This window comes from Anaerovibrio sp. (assembly GCF_045637405.1).
Classification (GTDB): Bacteria; Bacillota; Negativicutes; order Selenomonadales; family Selenomonadaceae; genus Anaerovibrio.
The window spans coordinates 15,645-34,092 of record NZ_JAZTZI010000155.1 but is presented as its reverse complement, the minus strand read 5'-3'; the positions used below and the strand labels follow the sequence as shown (position 1 = coordinate 34,092).

Below are 18,448 nucleotides of genomic sequence, written 5' to 3'. Positions count from 1 at the left end.
GAGGGTCAGACCAAGACAAAGCTGGGTAACTCCGAGGTAAGAGGTATTGTTGACTCCATCGTATCAGAGGGACTGAACGAATACTTTGAGGAAAATCCTGCTATTACCAAGAGGGTACTTGATAAGGCTGTTATGGCTTCCCGTGCCCGTGAGGGTGCCAGAAAGGCCCGTGAGCTCACCAGAAGAAAGAATGCCCTGGAGGTAAATTCCCTTCCAGGCAAGCTGGCTGACTGCTCCATTAAGGACCCTGAAAAGGCCGAAATATATATCGTAGAGGGTGATTCTGCAGGTGGTAGTGCCAAGCAGGGCCGTGACCGTCGTGTCCAGGCTATATTGCCACTTCGCGGTAAGATTCTCAATGTAGAGAAGGCCCGTCTGGACAAGATTTACAGCAATGCAGAAATCCGTACCATGATTACAGCCTTTGGCAGTGGTATTGGTGATGAATTCGATATTTCCAAGCGCCGTTATGGCAAAATTATCATTATGACAGATGCAGATGTTGATGGTGCCCATATCCGTACTCTACTTCTCACCTTTTTCTATCGCTATATGAAGCCTTTGATTGAGCGTGGTCACGTATATATTGCCCAGCCACCTCTTTATCAGATCCGCAAGGGTAAAAAGCATTGGTATACCTTCAGTGATGAGGAGCTGGAGGCAAAGCTGAACGAGGTGGGCCGTGATGGCGTAAATGTTCAGCGCTATAAGGGTCTTGGTGAGATGAATCCTGAGCAGCTTTGGGAAACTACTATGGATCCTGAGACCAGAACCATGCTTCGTGTTGATATGGAGGATGCCCAGGAGGCCGATGAGCTCTTTAATATCCTTATGGGTGACAAGGTTGAGCCTCGTCGCCAGTTCATTGAGGAACATGCCAAATATGTAAGAAATCTTGATATTTGATTTTTTGACATTTTTTAATTTATTTTTCAGAATTGTGATATATACTCTCCATAAAGAGGTGAATATTAACTATGAATACATTAAAAACAACAGTATTAATGGCCCTGCTTATGGGTATTATGATAGCTATCGGCAGTGCCTTTGGAGGACGTCATGGAGCTATGCTCATGCTGCTGATTTCTCTGGGGATGAATTTCTTTACTTATTGGTTCAGTGATACCATGGTTTTGAAAATGTACGGTGCCAGGGAAATATCCCAGCAGGAGGCTCCACAGCTGTTCAATATGGTTGCCGGCCTGGCTGCCAATGCACAGCTTCCAATGCCTAAGGTTTGCATTATAAATAGTGCTATTCCTAATGCCTTTGCCACTGGCCGTAATCCTTCCCATGCTGCTGTGGCTGTAACCACGGGAATTATGAATGCCCTGTCTCCTCAGGAGTTAAGCGGTGTTCTTGCCCACGAGCTATCTCATATTAAGCATCGTGATACCCTGATTTCCACTGTAGCGGCAGCAATTGCCGGTGTTATTTCCATGATTGCCAATATTGCCCAGTGGTCCATGATTTTCGGCAGTAGCTCCGATGATGACGACAATGGTAATATTGTTGGGCTTTTGGCCACCATTATATTGGCGCCATTGGCTGCAGCACTGATTCAGATGGCTATTTCCCGCTCCCGCGAGTATGAGGCGGATAAGTCAGGGGGAGAAATTTGCGGCAATCCAAATTATTTGGCTGATGCCCTGCAGAAGATTGAATATTATTCAATGCATGCAAGACCAATGGAGCAGGCTACTCCGGCCACTTCCCATATGTTTATAATTAATCCGTTGGCCGGCTCCAGTATGAAGCTGTCCACACTTTTCAGCACTCATCCTGCCACCAGTGAGAGAATTCAGCTTCTCCGTCAGCAGGCAGCTGCCATGGGAAAATAAAGTGGAAATAATTGCATCATAACAAAAACAGGTAATAAAAAAAGACTGCTCCTTCGTTGTGAGCAGTCTTTTAATTTGCTTTAAATAATATTTTATGAACTGATTTTGGTGACCTGGGTTTTGCCGATAAGTCCCATGATTGCCATAAGCTGATCAAGGGATTTTTCCGGGTCCTTAATATTCTTGATAACATAATCGGTGTTTTTCCAGTTATCAAACTCACCATTATTTTCTGCATACTCAAGATGGTACTTCATATCCACATTGTTGTGTCCCATTTTGAGCATACGATCAATAAGAGTTACATAGTCCACCATGATAAATACGGTTTCAAGATTATTGGTCAATAGCTTGTTGACCTGCTTTACACCGTTAATGGTAAGCATGGTAACAGATATCTTTTCAGTCTTCAGGGCATTAAGCACATCATTTTTTAAAAGGCCATAATAATCGCCCTTATAAGTGACCTTCACAATCCAATCCTGTTTGAGAAAATCACTCTGACTCAGAAACTTAGTTGTAGTACGATTTTTGTCGAATTCCATAGGCGCCCTGGTGGTATAAACAGGAATGTAGTGAACTCCCATTTCAATCAATCTGGATATGAGTGTCGATTTACCGCTGGCATGAGGGCCGATTAATGCATAAATTTTAGAGGTCATATACATCACCATCAATTCATTCTGTAAAAAACGATACTTCTTCTGGTACTATATATTCATTTTATCACAAAAAAAAACAAATAAGTAGAGGCTAATCAAATAAATTTCAAAAAATTATTAACAAAAACACAAAACGGGCAGCTACCGAACGCCACCCGTTTCATGCCATCTACCTATTTCCACCAAAACACTGTCCCCACAGTGTTCACCCAAAATGATAATAACATAATTTCATACGAAATTCAATTATTCTATGATATTATTAAATAAAAGTTTTGAATTTTTTATAAGGGGCGAAAAAAATGATTCAGGGGATTATAGATATTGGTTCAAATACTGTTCGCATGGCAATTTATGAAATTGAGAATGGGACCATGGAGCTTATTTTAAAGAAAAAGCACATGGTGGGACTGGCAGCCTATCTAAATGACAATATTATGAGTCAGGAGGGTGTGGACAAGGTCTGTCAGGTACTGGAGGAATATAAGGAATTTCTTGATGTGTTCAGCATAAACAATATTATGGCCTTTACTACTGCTGCTCTGAGAAATTGCAAAAACAGCCGGCAGGTGGTGGCGGAAATAATAGAACGCACCGGGATTAATATTGTGGTTATCTCCGGGGACAAGGAAGCTGAATATGATTTTGTAGGTGCTACCAGAAATATTAATATGAGCGAGGGTTTACTGGTGGATATTGGTGGTGGCAGCACTGAGCTGGTTTATTATGAAAATAATCAGATTACCCATAAAATAAGCCTTCATATTGGCTCCTTGGGATTGAAAAAGGAATGCTGTGCTTCCTTTATGCCAAATAGTGAGGAAGTTGAAAAAATGTATGCCAGGGCCCGGGAAATAATCGGCAGTGCCAGTGATTTTACGGATATAAAATCAAAGGTAATCTGTGGCATTGGGGGGACCTTTAAGGGAACCAGAGCACTTTACAATGCCCTTTACAGTACGGACAGGAGAAATAAGGAGATAGAAACCTCCAAATTGTCTGAGATGATAAGACGTTTTGGATCCACTGGAAAACTCACCCAAGACGAGTCAGTTATTCTTATGAAAAATATTCCCGACAGAATACATACCATTATATCCGGCATGGTTATTGCAGATGTGATTGCCAAAAGATTTGCGGCTGAAAAGGTTATTTACAGTGATTCCGGGGTTCGTGAGGGATTTATCTATTCGGAAATCATAAAATAAAATATATTCATCAATATTGAGAAAATGAAGCTCCTTATTAGCCATAAAGGCCTAAGTATCAAAGGATTACAGGGATTAAATCTTTATATATTGGGCAAAATATGGTATAATAAGGAGCTAATTGATTTTGTACTAAACTTTTTTGAGGTGAGATAGTGGAATTCGGCGAAGGTAAGATTTTACCGGTAAATCTGGAACAGGAGATGCGTAATTCTTATATCGATTACGCCATGAGTGTTATTGTTTCCAGAGCAATCCCAGATGTTCGTGACGGTCTGGAGCCTGTACACAGACGTATTCTTTACGCTATGCAGGAAGCCGGCATGACCCCTGGAAAACCATATAAAAAATCCGCACGTATTGTAGGCGAAGTATTGGGTAAATATCACCCACATGGCGACAGCTCTGTATATGATGCCATTGTTCGTATGGCGCAGGACTTTTCTATGCGTTATATGCTGGCAGATGGTCATGGTAACTTTGGTTCCGTGGATGGTGACCCTGCTGCGGCAATGCGTTATACTGAGGTTCGTATGTCAAGGATTTCTGAGCTTATGCTTCAGGATATTGACAAGGAAACCGTTGATTTTACACCTAACTACGATGAGTCCTTAAAGGAGCCAACTGTATTACCATCAAAGTTCCCTGAGCTTTTGGTAAATGGTACTTCAGGTATTGCTGTAGGTATGGCCACCAATATTCCTCCTCATAACATGAATGAGGTTATTGATGGTGTGCTGATGCTTATTGATAATCCTGATGCTACTGCTGAGGAGCTTATGACTGTTATTAAGGGACCTGATTTCCCTACAGGCGGTCTTATTATGGGTACCTCCGGTATTAAGAGTGCTTACACCACCGGCCGTGGTCAGATAAAGATGCGTGCCAAGGCCAATATTGATACCATGTCCAACGGCAAGCCCCGTATTATAGTTACTGAGCTGCCATATCAGGTGAATAAGGCCCGTCTTATAGAAAAGATTGCTGAACTGGTTCGTGAAAAGCAGATCGAAGGCATTACTGACCTTAGAGATGAATCTGACCGCAGCGGTATGCGTATCGTTATGGAGCTTCGCAAGGATATAAATCCAGATATTATGCTGAACCAGCTCTATAAGCATACCCAGATGCAGGAAACCTTCGGCGTTATTATGCTGGCTTTGGTGGAAAATCAGCCAAAGGTGCTGACACTTAAGCAGGTTCTCCACTACTACATCAAGCATCAGGAAGATGTTATTACCAGACGTACCCGTTACGAGCTGGCCAAGGCAGAGGCAAGAGCCCACATTTTGGAAGGCTTGAATATTGCTCTGGACCACATTGATGCAGTAATTACCACTATTCGTGAGTCCCGTACTGCCGATATTGCCCGTACTGCCCTCATGGAAGGCTTTAGCCTCAGTGAAAAGCAGGCCCAGGCTATCCTTGATCTCAGACTTCAGCGCCTTACCGGTCTGGAGCGTGAGAAGATTGAGGAAGAATACCAGGAAATCTTAAAGAGAATTGAATGGTTGAAATCTGTATTGGCTGATGAGTGGAAAATCATGGAAATCATCAAGGAGGAGCTCACCGAGGTTAAGCGCAAGTTCGGTGATGAGCGTCGTACCAATATTACCCACGATATGAGTGAGATTGATATTGAGGATATGATTGCTGATGATGATGTGGTTATTTCCATTACCCACAGAAATTACATCAAGCGTATTAAGCTGGATACATACAGAAGACAGAATCGTGGCGGTACCGGGGTAAATGGTATGCCTACCAAGGAGGACGATTTCGTTGAAAATCTCCTGATTACCACCAACCATCACACCATCCTGTTCTATACCAACAAGGGACGTGTATACTATCTCAAGGCTTATCAGATTGCAGAGGCCAGCCGTACCGCCAAGGGTACAGCTCTCATTAATCTGTTGAAGCTGGATAAGGATGAGAAGGTTAGTGCCGTTATTCAGGTAAGAGATTACGATCCTGATAAGTACCTCTTTATGGCCACCAAGATGGGTGTAGTTAAGCGTGTAAGCCTGTCTGATTTCAATACCTCCCGTAAGATTGGCGTTATTGCCATAAGCCTTCAGGAGGATGATGAGCTCATCGGCGTTAAGATTACCAATGGTCAGCAGAAGATTATGCTGGGAACCAAAAATGGTATGGCCATTGCCTTTGAGGAGGACCAGGTTCGTGTTATGGGCCGCGTAGCCAGAGGTGTAAAGGGTATCAGACTTACCCCTGGTGACGAGGTTGTGGCTATGGACAGCCTGAAGGAAGATGCTGACGTGCTTACCGTTACTGAATGTGGTCTGGGCAAGCGTACTACTATTGACCAGTACACTGTTCAGCACCGTGGCGGCAAGGGACTGATTAACCTTAAGGTTACTGAAAAGACCGGTAAGGTAATTGGTATGGCAGTGGTTCATGAGGATCATGAGCTGCTTCTCATTACTGAGGGCGGTGTGGTTCTGAGAACCTCCATCAGCGGTATCAGCCAGATTGGCCGCAATACCCAGGGTGTTATCATTATGAAGCCAAGTGATGGCGATAAGGTTTCCTCCATGGCAACTCTGTTGCAGAAAAATGACTAGCATTTAATTAAATTAGGGGATGTCGCACTGAGAGAAATTAGTGACGACGTCCTCTTTTTTGGTGCAAAAAAATATGGGCGACTGCACTAGGCAATCGACCATATGATTTTTAAAGTTTAATTTGCGGTTTTTCCGGCACTAGGTACTGTAGGAGATGGAGCCGGACCCTTGGCTTTTGGCTTGGCTTCCTGTACCACAGGCTCCTGCTTTTCTGCTGGCTCCTCTTTTTCGTAAGGGTCCTTTCGCAGTTTCTCGTCAGTGGATTCCCTCTTGGTAATCTGCTTTGCTCTTTCTATATCCTCAGTATTTTCATGACGATATATTTCCCTTGCTTCCTCGGCATTAAGCTCCCGGGCATTGTTTGGAATGGATTCCTCATATTCACGGGTATCCTCTGCCAAATTATCTCTGAGATTTTTATCCAAGGTAGTATCAAGGGTATTGGCAACAGTGGTTCTAAGCTTGCCCAGATCAGGAATCCAGTAGCTTACACCATCGATATACATTGGTTTTCCAGGCAGCATTTCCGCCTGCAGTCCGGACTTTTGGGCATCCTTAAGGGAGGTGGCAAATTCAATAAGCTGCTTTACTGAAAGGTCTGTCTGTACAGAGCCCACCACTTCCTTGATAATAGACGGAATACGTGGAATAATAGATGGGGATGTTACCTTATCCATAACGGCCTGCATGAACTTCTGCTGCCGTCTGATACGGCCAATATCACCCTCCTCATCACGATATCGCACATAGGTAATGGCTGTATCGCCGTCCATGTGCTGTAGTCCTGGCTGGAGGTCGATGAGAAGACCACCGTCATCATCCCATACATCCTCATAGTACATTCGCTTCTCTACGTTTATATCCACGCCTCCAATGGCATCAATAATCTTTTTGAAGGATTTTATATTAATCAGGATATGATGCTCCATGTGAACACCAATAAGCTCCTCCACTGTGTCCTGGGTCAGTTCGTGGCCGCCATAGGCATAGGCTGCATTGATTTTATCAAAGCCGTAGCCCCTGATTTTAACACGTGTATCACGGGGAATAGACAGGAGAGCTGCCTTTTTCTTTTTAGGGTCCAATGTGGCTATCATCAGGGTGTCTGAACGGCCCACATCCCCTTCGCGTTCATCTACACCCATAATCATAACGATGATTTTATCCTTGGCCGTCATAAGATTTGCCTTTTCCGGCTTGGCAGGCTTTTCAAAGAGAACTGATGAAGCAAATAGGGCTCCTGCCACTGCAGCAATTACAAAGGCACATAGGAGCAGGAACATTGGCCAGAAATTGCTTTTCTTTTTCCGGCGTCGCTTAGAGCGATATATTGGTGGTTCTTGGTTGTATTTACTATTTGGCAATATCGTCGCTTCCTTTTATTTTCATATGAAAGAATTGTATTTTAAATTTTAAACTGCCCAACTAGTATATTATTTTCAAATGACTAATGCAACTAATTGTGGATAATATTTCTATTATTTTAAGTATATTTTTATAAAATGAAAACGAGATGTAAAATATCCACAAGTTTTATTGGATACTTACCAAAAAATTGACCTATATATTGTGTTTGAGATAAAAAAAACCACTATATATTGAGTTATACACAAAGTTATCCACTTTATCCACAAAAACAGAACACATATTGTGTGGATAGGTGTTAATAAATGTGGATAACTTGTGGAAATTGTGTATAAATAAGGCTTTGGGACTTTGGAAAAAATGAATTGATAAAATTATCCTTATAGAATAAAATAGATTTAAGTAGAAAAGGTATTATTACATTTGTAAAATATTAAGCAAAGGAGCCAGGAAATATGTTAAATGAAGATATCTGCGACACTATGATTAAGATGGCCAAGGATGCCCGTCAGAAGGCCTACAGCCCTTATTCGAACATTAAAGTTGGTGCTTGCATTTTAGCATCTGACGGCACTTTGTATGGAGCTTGCAATGTGGAAAACGGTTCCAGCAGCTTGTCCGTATGCGCTGAAAGGGCTGCTGTTTACAAGGCTATTTCCGATGGCAAGCAGGAGTTTGATGCAGTTGCCGTGGTGGCAGATACGGAAAATCCATTTGTTCCATGCGGTGGCTGTCTACAGGTTATGGCTGAATTTGATATTCCTGAGGTTGTTATGGCCAATCTGGATGGTGATATCCGCGTAATGAAGCTGGATGAGCTGGCACCATTTGTTAAGTACATGGGCATCAACCATGTTAAGGGACGCTATGAATCCCATTTCAGTGTATTTGATGAGCTGGAATAAGCAGCTATTTTAAATTAATATTTGAACAAAAAAAGGCTATGGCTGGATTGATTGCATATCAATACCCGGCTATAGCTTTTTTAGTCATAATTTTAACCTCAAATTAATATGATTATAAAAATAATAGACAAATATTATAAGTATATTTATAATAAAATATAAAATAATTATGTAAATATTATATAACAATTTATAATATTAAAAATACTAATATTGACTTTATGATATATATCTCATATACTTTAGGAAAGGTAATATCTATGAACTTTGAGGTTGAATTTTACGAAACGGTTGATGGTAAAACACCTGTAGATGATTTCTTGGGGGATTTGGATCCAAAAATGCGGGCTAAGATGGTTGGTATGATGGAATTACTAGAAGAAAAAGGTACTTCACTTCGTGCTCCATATACCAAATATTTACGAGATGATATTTTCGAGTTAAGGTGTAACTTCGGAAATAATATAACACGAGCATTGTTCTTTTTCTATACTGGTGGAAAAATAATTATTACTAATGGATTTGTAAAGAAAAAAGATAAAACTCCAGATTCTGAAATTGAAATGGCTATAAAGCGTCGTCAGGACTACATTACAAGGAAAGGTGATAGGCATGAAGACATTAAAAGAATATAAGGCCGAATGTTTGAAAGACCCTGAGTTTGCCAAGGCTTATGAAGAAATGCAGCCTGAGTTTAAGATTATCCGAGCTTTAATAGATGCCAGAACCTTAAGCAATCTAACTCAAAAAGAGTTGTCTGAGCGTACCGGAATTGCTCAGACAGAAATAAGTCGCATAGAAAACGGTTCTCGCAATCCGTCCATCAAGTTATTACAGAGATTAGCTGATGGGATGGGGATGGTATTAAATATTAGTTTTACTCCTAAAAAAATTGGTATATAACACCAGTGATATATTATACAAAATAATCCGCCGGGAGATTGGCTAAATAGCTGAGACCCTCGGCGGATATTGTTCTTAATGTATGGATTTTTTCTTGAAGCGGCCGCCTACTATGTCGTGAACGGGGTTTATGGTTATGAAGGCGTTTTCATCCTTGTCGATGGTGATATCCTTCAGCTTGTCAACCTCCAGACGGGTTACTACGCAATAAATAACCTTTTTGGGATCACCGGTATAGGCACCCATGCCCTTTATGAAGGTAACGCCACGGCCTAAACGGTGCATAAGGGCATCGGCTATTTCATCGCTTTCCTCGGATACAATCATCACGGCGTAGGATTCGTCCAGACCCTTGATTACCACATCAATCATCTTGGAAATAATGAAATAGGCCACCAGTGAATACATGGCCTTATCCCAGCCAAAGACGAAGCCGGCGGCACCAAGTATAAAGATGTTGAAGAACAGCACTACTTCGCCAACGGAGAAGGTGGTACGCTTGTCCATGATAATGGCCACGATTTCCGTACCATCCAGGGAGCCACTGTTTCGGATAATCAGTCCTACACCTATACCGGCCACAATACCACCAAAGATGGCAGCTAAAAAGAAGTCATCCGTCACCTGGGGTACCGGTTTAAAATATTCTGTCCATAGTGATAACAACAGAATAGAAACTATAGTAGATATGGAGAAGGTTTTGCCTATGTGTTTATATCCCAGATATAGGAAGGGAATATTAATAACTACCAGATAAACACTGAAGCTGATAGGGGTAAGGGAGGCTGCCATAATGGATATGCCCACCACACCACCATCAATAATATTGTTTGGGATAAGGAAGGTTTCCAGGCCCACGGCGTAGAGAAAGGCACCAAAGCACAGTATGAAAAATTTCTTCACATAGGTGCCAAGGGTTTTTCTTTTGCGAACAAATTCCTTTTTCATTTGCAAATCAATTATTGGTGAGTCTTCTTCTTTTATATCTGAAATTTTGTCAATGTTCTCCGGTTCTACATCATGGTTTTCTATATGTTCCTTTTGGGTTTCACTCATAATTTTTCACCTCTAATATTTATTAAAGCACAAGTATATATATGGTACAAGGTTATCTTTAATATAGTAGCGAATATTGTGAGTTATTTTTTTGAAAAAAGTTTCAGTAAATTATAATTATTACTTGATTTTTACATTTGTAACATAGATAATGAAATTGTGTTTACAATTATGCGAACGATTTTTCTTGCATAATAGAAAATTTAGGGGGAAACAGGGGTATGACTCGTGACAGGGACAAGCTATCCATCAACGTGGCCAAGCTGTATTACCGCTCGGAATACAGTCAGCAACGGATAGCGGAAGAGCTGGGCATATCAAGGCCGTCGGTGTCGAGACTGCTGCAATATGCCAAGGATAAGGGCTACGTTAAGATCCAGATCATGGACCCGGTGGAGGATATGTCGAATATGGAGCAGATGCTTGTGGAAAAGTATCATCTCCATGAGGTGCGTATTGCTTCTTCCACCATCAATGATGAAAATGAAATCAAGAAGTACATCGGTATCAAGGCAGCCGAGTATCTTGATTCCATTGTGCAGGATGGTGATATTATAGGTGTTGGTTGGGGGACCACCCTATATGAAATGTCCTGTTCATTGTTGCCAAGGATGCTGAAGGGTTCACAGATTGTGCAGCTGGAGGGTGGTGTGACCCATTCCAAGTGGCGCAACTATGCCAAGGATATCCTGGATAATTTTTCCAATAATTACAGCACTATTGCCCAATATTTGCCGTTGCCGGTAGTGTTTGGCAGTCGTGAGGTAAAGGAAATGGTAGATCAGGACCGTCATATAAAGAGGGTTCTGGAAATGGGCTCCCATGCCAATATTGCCGTTTTTGGCGTTGGTACGGTTCGTCCAAATGCCTTGTTCTTCCGTCTTGGCTATACCGACCAGGAGGAACAGACCAGAATTCAGCAGATAGCTGTGGGGGATATTTGTTCCCGCTTCTTTGACGCAGATGGGCGTATCTGCAACAAGGAGCTGGATGCCCGTACTGTGGGCATCACCCTTGATGAGCTTAGGAACAAGGAGCACAGCATTATGATTGCCGGTGGTGAGGCAAAGGTGCCTGCCATCAGGGCAGCTTTAAAGGGACATTATGCCAATGTGTTCATTACTGATCAGTTTACCGCCAAGGAGCTGCTGAAGGATTAATAACTGAATAGGTGAGAAGAAAAAAACTCTTCCCGCAGGTGTCAATGGCGACATGGCTCACGGGGAGAGTTTTTTGTTTTAGCTTATACCCACCAGCTTTAGCAGGAACTGGGCGTTGGTGGTTTTACACGGGCCGTTCTTCATGGTGTAATCAAAGAGAATTTTGTCCTCCTGGAAATGCTCCTCAAAGTGGTAATTGTTCACAGGTACCTGTTCTGATTTAATATGGCACAGCTCAAAATCATGGGTGGAAACCAGAGTAATGAGATTAGTACGGCTGAGTTGTTTTAGGGCAGCCTCTGCCCCTACTATTCTGTCAGCTGAGTTGGTACCCTTGAAAATTTCGTCGATAACAGCAAGGACCGGTATGTCCTGATTTGCAGTTTCAATCATATTTTTTATACGTATAAGCTCGGCATAGAAGGTGGATATGCCACTGCTAAGATCATCATTTACCCTTATGGAGGTGAGAATATGTACAGGTGTCAGCTTAAAGCCCTTGCCGCATACCGGTGCTCCTGCGTAGGCCAGTATACAGGAGCTGGCCAGAGTCCGTAGCCATGTGGTTTTGCCGGACATATTGGAGCCGGTAATAATGTTTAGGGAAGGATTCAGGGTAAGGGAATTTGGTACAGCCTCTTTATAAGGTATAAGGAGATGGCTCAGCTCATTTGCCTCTATATGGGGATTGTTGGTGGTATCATCCAAGAGCTCCGGCATAAGGGCATCGGGCCTGATATGGCCGATAACGGAAAGACTGATGGCAGCCTCTGCCTCATACCAGAGATTTAGCCACTTTTCCAGTTTATGGCCATATTCCTTCTGCCAGCTTATGAACATTCTTACTATATGAAAATCCCATAAAACAAGGGCATTAAGTGCAAACAGCAAAATGAAGTTATGGCGCACCTCGGCCATGGCACATAGCTTTCCCAGAGTGCGGATGGGCTTTAGGGCCTCATCAATTTCTGCGGGATCAAGCCGTCCCATTTTTTCAGGCAGCATGGACTTCATGGTGTATAGCAGTTGGCAATAGGTAATTAATTCCTTATTGAGTTTATAAAGAGGTGTTATATGTACAGCATTTTTTCCCAGTGATGCTAAAGCAATACCGAGTTGTATGATAAATATTATTATGGACGCTTCCATGGAAATCAGATTCATCAGGCCGGCTCCAAAAACTATAAGAGCAGCCACTGGCAGAATAAATATCAGTTTATTAATTAAGGAACCAGGGTCATGCTGTCTGTCCTTAAGATAGTTTAAAAGGTTTTGTACACTGTGCCTGAAAGGAATCTGACGGCTGATGGCCTGTAGCTTGATGGAGTCCTCCACCCTGTTGCTAAAGAAGCCGGTTTCCTCCTGACGCAGCTTCAGTTCGTTGGCATCAACAGGTTCGGGGGAAAGACGGCTGGCCAGAAGGTGCCGGCCCTCAAGGGTGCGGGCTGTATTAAGGAACTGGTATATGGAAGCCTTTCCTAATATATTAAGGTCAATGTCCTGGGTAAGATTCCTGTCAAGGAAATCCTCTCCCGTGTCGTCAAATTTTTTCCAGTCATCGGTAAAACGGCTAATATAATCATTGATAACTGTTTCCCGGTTTATTTCGTAGTTAAGATCATCGTGGAGGCGGCTGTGGCCCCGTATTAAATAAAAGAAATAGGCGAAAATCAGTATTCCGGCCAAAAGGGGCCAGGGTGAATTCATATCGTATGCCACTGCCACAGTCACCAAAAGTGCCAAAAATGATAGGGTTCGCTTGGTGGTAAAGAGCTGGCTTTTTCGCTTATATCCTTCTATAGTTGCCAGGGATTCCCGGCGAAGCTGTTCAAAATAAGACAATTCCATAATTGGCCCTCCCTGCCTGTATTCACAAGACAAATTATACAATTTATGAGGTTAATTAACAAATTTTATTAAAATTTATCAGACAACCAGTCTTTTTTAGATAGACAGATTAAAAAAAGTTTGTATGGAGTATACAAAACAAAAAATACTTGTTATAATGAAAGCGTATAAAGCTGAGAATAGTGTGAATTTTCAGCTAATTTATATCATTTATCTCATTATGTTTATTATTAATGGAGGGATGAAAAATGTCAGAAGAAGAAGGTAAGAAATCTATTCTTGACAGTCTGGGCAAGTGGATTATTATTGCCACAATCCTGGGTGCTGTCGTAGGTCTGGTAATGGGGCCACCAGCCCACATGTTTGCTCCAGTGGGTGATTTGTTTATGTCACTCATCAAAATGGTAGTTGTGCCTATGGTTTTCTTCTCATTAGTAGGAGGAGCTGCTTCATTGGGAAATTCCAAAGGTGCAGGTAAAATCGGTCTTATAACATTTATTTATTACGGTGTAACCACTGCCGTAGCAGTAGCATTGGGATTGTTCTTCAGTGAGATGTTCAAGCCAGGTGCTGGTATCAATATGGCAGCTATTTCTGAGGCAGCTATAGATATTGATATGTCCCAGAGCGGTCAGATTCCGGGCTTCTGGGAAACTGTAATCGGCTTCGTTCCAACTAATCCATTTGCTGCCCTGGTTCAGGGTAACATCCTCCAGACCATCGTATTTGCCCTGTTTGTAGGCTTTGCCTTGGCTATGCTGGATGAGGAAAAGAAGCAGTTCATGATGAACATCTTCAATTTCTTTACCGAGATTTTCATTAAGATTATGACCGCCATTATGTGTGTAGCCCCTATTGGTGTATTTGCCCTGATGGCTGATGCCACCGGTACCTTCGGTTATGACGTATTGGTTAAGATTATCAATCTGATTGTTCTTTATGTGGTAGTATTGGCTATCGTTACTTACGTAATGATTGGTGGTTCTGTAGCCCTCTTCTCCAAGAAGGTTGGGTATGTACAGTTCTTCAAGAGCATGTGGAAGTGCCAGGTATTTGCATTCTCCACTGCTTCCTCCATGGCTACCCTGCCATTGAACATGAAGACCAATGAGGAGGAATTTGGCCTTGATAAAGGTACCGTTTCCTTTGCTCTGCCACTGGGTGCTACCATTAATATGAATGGTAATGCGGCATACTATGCAATGGCAGCCACCTTTATTGCCCAGATGTTTGGCATGGAGCTGAGCTTTGGCCAGTATATTGCCATTATCATTACTTCCACCTTGGGTGCTGTTGGTCAGGCCGGTGTGCCTGGTCCTACCCTGCTGGTAGTTGCTGTACTGGTAGCTGCTGGTATTCCTATCGAGGCCTTGCCAATCCTCTTTGGTGTAGACCGTATCTTCGATATGCTCCGTACTGCTGTTAATATCACTGGTGATGCAGCCTGTGCGTGTATCGTTGACCGTTTCCGTGAGGAATAAGATTCATAAGCTGGGAGATTTTGCAGAGTGTCGTCTTTTGACGGCACTCTTTTATTTTTTTGTACAACACGTTATAATGTGTTAGATAAAAATAAAAGGTGGTAGAATCCATGGCTCTTAGTCAGGAAGTTAAGGAAAAGCTCCAGAAGCGCATAGATGAGCTTAAAAAGCGTATGCAGTACGATGCCAATGATTTGGATTATGAGACCCATCTCCATCAGGTAAGGGAGCTGCAGAAGCTTATCAATAATAGTAAATAGATAGGAATATTCGGAAATATTTGGAAATAGCTGGGAAAGTATAATGGACGGCTGGGGAAGATATATGCGGACATATTTTACCTTGGTACTTAGTGCATTCAAGCCTATGGCGCCGAATGAGCTTAGTTCCACTAGGTAAACTAGAGAGCGCGAGCGTTCCGCATATACTTTCACAGCCAATGCATGTATATAGAATTTCATTAATGAGGTGACAAATATGAAAAATACTACTTTGAATATGATTGATGATTTAGTTAAACGCTATCCTGCATTGGATGTGTGCCGCAGCTCCATTCAGGAGGCTGTGGAGGCTATATGCGCTTCCTATAGCAATGGTGGCAAGCTACTGGCCTGTGGTAATGGCGGCAGTGCTTCTGATGCGGAGCATATTGTGGGTGAGCTGATGAAGGGCTTTATCCTAAAACGGCCTATAGATAATGAGTTATATGAGCAGATGAAGGCTGTGTGTCCTAATGAAGCGGATTATCTGCGGGATAATCTTCAGGGGGCATTGCCGGCTGTGTCTTTGATGAATGCCGTGGCCCTAAACAGTGCCTTTGCCAACGACCAGGCTCCCGATTTGGCCATGGCCCAGCAGGTGTTGGGTCTTGGAAAAAAAGAGGATGTACTTATTGGTATAAGCACATCTGGTAATTCTGCCAATGTAATTTATGCGGTGCAAATGGCCAAGGTAAAGGGAGTAAAGACCATCGGCCTCCTTGGTGGCCGTGAGTGCAGGCTGAAGTCCCTGTGTGATATTGCCATCTGCGTTCCTGAAATGGAGACCTACAAGATTCAGGAGCTTCATTTGCCTGTTTACCACGCTTTGTGTATGGCAGTGGAAAATGAATTCTTCGATGAGTAAAAAAATATAAAAAAGAAGCCGTTTATGATATGCTACCTGCTCGTTGGACAGGTCCAATATCAATAAACGGCTTTTTAAAATTAAGCTACCGCATAAAAAGCTTCTTTTTTGCCACCAAGATTTTTTTTGATTTCATCTATCCTATCAAGAGTACTGAATAGGAAGATTTCTTCTCCACACTGAGTGCAACGGTAACATGGTACACCATGAATAACAACAGCAGTACCATCGGCCAATACACTATGATAAGTAGTTGTTGTCTGAACAACATTGCCACCACAAATGCCACAAGAAGTTTTTTCCATAGCCAGTCACTCCTTTCGTCTGTGTTTCATGTCAGGAAATATCTCTGGATCAGGTTCGTATACTGTAACCAATCTCAATAGTAGTGGTTCGATAGCCACTACAACATGTAAGTATCGGCCATTGATTGTGCAGCCAAAAATTAAACAGCTGGGATGTGGCCAATCATTTGGATATTCCTCAATAATTTCGCCCTGTAAGATTACTTCGACAATTTCCTTTCTGGTTATTTGCCGATCTACCATGCGTTTTTCTACATGTAGAGACATAGCTATTAGACCATCTCTACAACGTTGTTTAATATGTTCGATATCCATTTCTTTTTCCTGCCTACATTATACCATACCAATTAAATCACTTAGAAGATAAATTCTCTCAGGCTTAGGTCGACATATACTATAAATGATAAAATAGGTTAGATAATAATTATATAATACATTATATAATTATTTATAAAATTTGTAAATAAATATAATTAATGTTATTGAGTTTATTAATATGTTTTTATTTTTAACTTAAGTAAAAATCGAGCGTTAAGTGGTTCAAAGGAAGATTTTTTTGTGTGGCACAATGTGTTAATATTGGATTTATTTATTGCAGATTTTTATTATAGGAACCGTTGGTTCCTTCAAATTCAAGAATATATATAATAATATATCCCTACGGGGGTGCGTTAATATGAATGACAAATATAAATTTGACTCTATTTCGTTTGGAATGAGGTTAGCTGAGATACGAAAATTCTATAAAATGACCCAGGAAGAAGTTGCCGAACAACTTGGAGTTTCAACTAAAAGTGTTCAGAACTGGGAAAAAGGCAACAAACTACCAACTATTGATAATCTTGTTTTTTTAGCCGACTGCTTTGGCATGACCACAGGCGAAATACTTGAGGATGAAGCATATAGAATATTTGAAAAGAAAGTTGACTCCAGAAAACGTACTATTGAAACTTTAGAGGTTGAAGGAAAAATTGAGGTTTTTATAGAATTCACAGAAGACAGATACTTTGATCGTTATGAGGTTTGGGTATGGGATGATTTAGCTAAATATAAATATATGTTTCGTTCATGCCAAAAGTTCATTTCATATAGGGATTTTAAAAGAGGAATGCTTGAACAAGCAGGTGACATTGTTTCAGAATATCGTGATTGGCTGTTTAATGTCTTATCAGATAGCAAAGAAGATAAGCTCATAAAAGAAGCTATAGCTGATAAAATGAAAGCTGAAAAAATGGGCATGGCTTCAAAGGGGGCCGTATGGAACGGATTTGGTAAAGTGATGTACTTTGGTGAATGAAAAGACAAAAGATATGATTGATGCTATAATCAGGATTAGTAAAAGAAAAAATTAGTTTCCACTACAAGGAGGTTTGTTATGAATTGTCCAGTCTGCAACAAGCAAGTAGAGCAAGGAAGTAATTTTTGCCCTAATTGCGGTTTTAATTTCTGTATTAACAAACCATACCATTACCAAGCTCCTGACACTGGGACAAAAATTCTTAAATGGATGTTAATATCCATTACAGGGTTGTTTATTCTCGCAATTATTGGCATAGGTATAGTCACTTATAATATAGCCACACAAACAGTCAAAGAAACCAATAATTCATCAGGATTGACCATGCTGCAAGCGGGAGAGATCAGTGCTGAAATTAACACCAAAAGTTTAAAGATGAAGGAAATTATAACCCCAAATACCGCTATAGCCACAATTGCGGATAAACAATTTAGTTCAGGAGAATTTTTTTATGGAAGTACAGACGTATTATATATTGCTCCAGAAAATGAACGTCTATTTGAGGGACAAATAATTAATATTCCGGACGGGAAAAAGCTTGTCCAAGTAGGTACTTTCAAAAAATATAGGGAGACCTTGGCGGCTGTTGAAATTAAATGAATATGAAAATTTGTAGCACTTTGCTAGCAAGGTGCTATTTTTATTTGGGCGGGTTTACGCCGTGGGTGTAGCTGTGTCCACGGCTCTTGGGTGGGTCCCGCGAGGGA

19 protein-coding genes are annotated in these 18,448 nt (G+C 41.5%); 13 read left to right on the top strand and 6 right to left on the bottom strand.

The window, feature by feature from the left end; translation table 11 throughout:
* On the top strand, positions 1-906 hold a 906-nt coding region (locus ACKI5G_RS10740; RefSeq protein WP_407400253.1), incomplete at its 5' end, for a toprim domain-containing protein.
* 71 nt (positions 907-977) lie between these two features.
* Positions 978-1,841 carry a zinc metalloprotease HtpX gene (gene htpX / locus ACKI5G_RS10735; RefSeq protein WP_407400251.1) on the top strand — a complete coding sequence of 288 codons (864 nt, stop codon included), beginning with the start codon at positions 978-980 and terminating at the stop codon, positions 1,839-1,841.
* Between the two features lie 92 nt (positions 1,842-1,933).
* On the opposite strand, the gene ACKI5G_RS10730 is transcribed toward htpX, so the two are convergent.
* On the bottom strand, positions 1,934-2,503 hold the full coding sequence (locus ACKI5G_RS10730) for a guanylate kinase (protein ID WP_407400249.1): 570 nt from the start codon (positions 2,501-2,503) through the stop codon (positions 1,934-1,936).
* A 302-nt stretch (positions 2,504-2,805) separates the two neighbouring features.
* On the opposite strand from ACKI5G_RS10730, the gene ACKI5G_RS10725 reads away from it, so the two are divergent.
* Both ACKI5G_RS10725 and gyrA read left to right on the top strand, forming a co-directional pair.
* Positions 2,806-3,711 (top strand): exopolyphosphatase, encoded by a 906-nt coding sequence (locus ACKI5G_RS10725; RefSeq protein ID WP_407400247.1) that lies wholly within the window; start codon positions 2,806-2,808, stop codon positions 3,709-3,711.
* 155 nt (positions 3,712-3,866) lie between these two features.
* Positions 3,867-6,296, top strand: a complete 2,430-nt coding sequence (gyrA, locus tag ACKI5G_RS10720; RefSeq protein WP_407400245.1) for a DNA gyrase subunit A — start codon at positions 3,867-3,869, stop codon at positions 6,294-6,296.
* Between the two features lie 116 nt (positions 6,297-6,412).
* On the opposite strand, the gene ACKI5G_RS10715 is transcribed toward gyrA, so the two are convergent.
* Positions 6,413-7,660, bottom strand: a complete 1,248-nt coding sequence (locus tag ACKI5G_RS10715) for an LCP family protein (RefSeq protein WP_407400243.1) — start codon at positions 7,658-7,660, stop codon at positions 6,413-6,415.
* Positions 7,661-8,116: 456 nt separating this feature from the next.
* Between ACKI5G_RS10715 and cdd the strand changes: the two genes are divergently transcribed.
* The 3 genes from cdd to ACKI5G_RS10700 all read left to right on the top strand — a co-directional run bounded on the left by cdd (position 8,117) and on the right by ACKI5G_RS10700 (position 9,469).
* Complete coding sequence (gene cdd, locus ACKI5G_RS10710) at positions 8,117-8,566, top strand: cytidine deaminase (RefSeq protein WP_407400241.1); 450 nt, start codon at positions 8,117-8,119, stop codon at positions 8,564-8,566.
* 260 nt (positions 8,567-8,826) lie between these two features.
* Complete coding sequence (locus ACKI5G_RS10705; protein WP_407400239.1) at positions 8,827-9,201, top strand: type II toxin-antitoxin system RelE/ParE family toxin; 375 nt, start codon at positions 8,827-8,829, stop codon at positions 9,199-9,201.
* A complete protein-coding gene (locus ACKI5G_RS10700) occupies positions 9,179-9,469 on the top strand; it encodes a helix-turn-helix domain-containing protein (RefSeq protein ID WP_407400237.1) in 291 nt (96 codons plus the stop codon). The genes ACKI5G_RS10705 and ACKI5G_RS10700 overlap by 23 nt, the downstream gene beginning before the upstream one ends.
* Before the next feature lie 75 nt (positions 9,470-9,544).
* Here the strand turns inward: ACKI5G_RS10700 and ACKI5G_RS10695 are convergent, their stop codons facing one another.
* On the bottom strand, positions 9,545-10,417 hold the full coding sequence (locus ACKI5G_RS10695) for a YitT family protein (protein WP_407400257.1): 873 nt from the start codon (positions 10,415-10,417) through the stop codon (positions 9,545-9,547).
* Positions 10,418-10,746: 329 nt separating this feature from the next.
* Here ACKI5G_RS10695 and ACKI5G_RS10690 point away from each other — a divergent pair, with 329 nt between their 5' ends.
* Entirely contained in the window at positions 10,747-11,685 is a 939-nt protein-coding gene (locus ACKI5G_RS10690; protein WP_407400235.1) for a sugar-binding transcriptional regulator, read from the top strand.
* Positions 11,686-11,763: 78 nt separating this feature from the next.
* On the opposite strand, the gene ACKI5G_RS10685 is transcribed toward ACKI5G_RS10690, so the two are convergent.
* A complete protein-coding gene (locus tag ACKI5G_RS10685) occupies positions 11,764-13,533 on the bottom strand; it encodes a MutS-related protein (protein ID WP_407400233.1) in 1,770 nt (589 codons plus the stop codon).
* Positions 13,534-13,781: 248 nt separating this feature from the next.
* On the opposite strand from ACKI5G_RS10685, the gene ACKI5G_RS10680 reads away from it, so the two are divergent.
* From ACKI5G_RS10680 to ACKI5G_RS10670, 3 genes are all read left to right on the top strand, one after another.
* Positions 13,782-15,014, top strand: a complete 1,233-nt coding sequence (locus ACKI5G_RS10680) for a dicarboxylate/amino acid:cation symporter (RefSeq protein ID WP_407400231.1) — start codon at positions 13,782-13,784, stop codon at positions 15,012-15,014.
* Between the two features lie 110 nt (positions 15,015-15,124).
* Positions 15,125-15,274, top strand: coding sequence for a hypothetical protein (locus ACKI5G_RS10675; protein ID WP_027396745.1), 150 nt, complete (start codon positions 15,125-15,127; stop codon positions 15,272-15,274).
* 217 nt (positions 15,275-15,491) lie between these two features.
* Positions 15,492-16,139, top strand: coding sequence for an SIS domain-containing protein (locus ACKI5G_RS10670; RefSeq protein ID WP_407400229.1), 648 nt, complete (start codon positions 15,492-15,494; stop codon positions 16,137-16,139).
* 80 nt (positions 16,140-16,219) lie between these two features.
* Here the strand turns inward: ACKI5G_RS10670 and ACKI5G_RS10665 are convergent, their stop codons facing one another.
* Entirely contained in the window at positions 16,220-16,444 is a 225-nt protein-coding gene (locus ACKI5G_RS10665; protein WP_290711551.1) for a YgiT-type zinc finger protein, read from the bottom strand.
* Positions 16,445-16,450: 6 nt separating this feature from the next.
* Entirely contained in the window at positions 16,451-16,759 is a 309-nt protein-coding gene (locus ACKI5G_RS10660; protein WP_407400227.1) for a DUF4258 domain-containing protein, read from the bottom strand.
* 361 nt (positions 16,760-17,120) lie between these two features.
* Here ACKI5G_RS10660 and ACKI5G_RS10655 point away from each other — a divergent pair, with 361 nt between their 5' ends.
* Complete coding sequence (locus ACKI5G_RS10655; RefSeq protein WP_407400225.1) at positions 17,121-17,741, top strand: helix-turn-helix domain-containing protein; 621 nt, start codon at positions 17,121-17,123, stop codon at positions 17,739-17,741.
* Between the two features lie 78 nt (positions 17,742-17,819).
* Complete coding sequence (locus ACKI5G_RS10650; protein ID WP_407400223.1) at positions 17,820-18,341, top strand: zinc-ribbon domain-containing protein; 522 nt, start codon at positions 17,820-17,822, stop codon at positions 18,339-18,341.
* The last annotated feature ends 107 nt before the right edge of the window (positions 18,342-18,448 follow it).